Genomic DNA, 2362 nt, shown 5'->3' on the forward strand with positions numbered 1-2362 from the left:
GTGCGCCATATCACCTGGCGCTGGATCCCTTTTCCAGAAAGGAGGGGTTTGGAAGAAATGACCCTTGGGCCAACGGCTTACCCGGCGGCGAAAACCAAAGGGGACAGTAGCATGCCTTCGAAGCAGAAATGGTCCGAAGACGCTTACGGCCATGGTCTGCAAGGCCCGCGCGATAGGGTGAGAGCCGCATTGCTCGAACCTCAGCCTCCAGCGATGCAAGCATACATCCCTCGACACAGCGTCTGAGGTCGAGGCCACCGCGATAGGGCGGCAAAGTCGTCGTCGCTCGAACCTTCCACGCGATGGGCGATGGGGAATAAACCCCATTCAAGGAGACGGACGAGGCACCTACGTCGCGCTCGAGACGTCCAGCATCACGGGAATATGGGATCGCCCGCCGCGCCGCGAGGCGCAGGGCGACGGAGCCACCGTAGTACTCCGAGGACGGGAAAGCCGTCCACATGGGGAAGGGTGGCAGGTGTCCTGAAACCCGAACGGAGAGGTACGCGAGATGCGAAACGCCGAAACCGTCTTGGGAATCATCCACAACCGCGGCAGGCGAGGACTGCCGCTGGAGGACGTCTATCGACAGTTGTTCAACCCTGAGCTCCTCCTGCTTGCCTACGGTAAAATCTCCCGTAACGCTGGTGCGATGACACCTGGTATTACGGCGGAAACCGTCGACGGGATGTCTCTGGCAAAAATCGGCCGGATCATTGACGCCCTGCGTCATGAGACATACCGATGGCTGCCGGTACGGCGCATCTACATTGAGAAGAAAGGCTCGATGAAGAAGCGTCCACTCGGTCTCCCGACTTGGTCGGACAAGCTGCTGCAAGAAGCAATGCGCCTCATCCTGGAGGCCTATTACGAGCCGCAGTTCAGCCCGGCCGCGCATGGCTTTCGCCCGTCCCGGGGTTGTCATACTGCGTTGGACGAGATCTATCACCGCTGGGTTGGCACGAAGTGGTTCGTGGAAGGCGACATCGCGCGATGTTTCGATTCGCTGGACCATTCGGTCCTGCTCTCGATCCTGAGCGAGAAGATCCACGACGGCCGGTTCCTACGGCTGATCAGCAACCTGCTCCGGGCTGGCTATCTGGAGGACTGGCGATACAACGCTACGCTGAGCGGCAGCCCACAAGGGTCGGTGCTCAGCCCGATCCTCTCAAATATCTACCTGGACAGACTGGATCGCTTTGTCGAGACGACACTCCTTCCAAAGTACAACCGTGGTGACCGACGCAGACCGAACCCGGCATCGACATGCATACGTGAGCGAGCGAAACGGCTGGAGAAATCAGGATTCCGAGACCAGGCCAATCAGCTTCGCCGTCAGATGAAGCAATTGCCCTCCCTTGATCCGATGGACCCGGCCTATCGACGCTTGCGTTACGTACGCTATGCCGATGACTGGCTGCTCGGCTTCAGCGGCCCCCGATGTGAGGCCGAGGCGATTAAACGTGAGGTTGGAGCATTCCTGCGTGACGAGCTCAAGCTGGAACTATCCGAAACCAAAACGCTGATCACCCACGCACAGTCACAAGCTGCGCGCTTCCTCGGCTATGACATCCAGGTCCTGCACAACGACCAAAAACGGGATCGACGCGGTCACCGTTGCCTAAATGGGCAGATCGGGTTGCGCGTCCCACCAGCCGTCGTGCGGGACAAGTGCAAACGATACCTCCGCCATGGCGAACCGATGCACCGCACGGAACTCGTCCACGACTCTGTCTTCAGCATCGTGGCGCAGTACCAGCGGGAATATCGGGGCGTGGTGGAGTATTATCGCAGGGCCTACAACCTCTACCAACTCAACCGCCTGAAGTGGACAATGGAACGGTCGCTGACCCGAACGCTCGCGCACAAACTGCGCACGAGCGTTGTACGGGTTTATCGTCGCTTCGGAGCCACGCTTCAGACCGACCAAGGCTCCCGTGTGGGACTTGAGGTCACGGTTGAGCGAGAGGCAGGGATGAGGCCCCTGATCGCACGATGGGGCGGTGTTACGCTGGCACGGCACACGAAGGCAGTCCTCGACGACAGCATCCCCTTACGCGTCTGCGGTCCGCGTTCTGATCTCGAACGGCGCCTCTTGGCCAACACCTGTGAGCTGTGTGGCTCTCCGGAGGATATTGAGGTGCATCACGTCCGAGCCCTTAAGGACCTGCAGGACAAGGGACGACGACCTCCGCCGTTTTGGGTTCAAGTTATGGCGGCGCGCCAGCGCAAGACACTCATCACTTGCAGGGCCTGCCATGCTGACATCCACGCCGGACGGCCGTTGCGATGCACCCTGTCAACAATCTTGGAGGACACTGGAGAGCCGGGTGCTCCTAACGGCGCACGCCCGGTTCGGGGA

Annotated in this window: 1 protein-coding gene; it reads left to right on the top strand. The window is 60.2% G+C overall.

The genetic code is table 11. The annotated features are described in order from the left end of the window. Window positions 1-511: 511 nt before the first annotated feature. The coding region (locus tag BN1233_RS10580; RefSeq protein WP_063776620.1) for a reverse transcriptase/maturase family protein at window positions 512-2362 on the top strand (1851 nt) is incomplete at its 3' end.

It is taken from the genome of Microvirga massiliensis (assembly GCF_001006805.1).
In the GTDB taxonomy this organism is placed as follows: Bacteria; Pseudomonadota; Alphaproteobacteria; order Rhizobiales; family Beijerinckiaceae; genus Microvirga; species Microvirga massiliensis.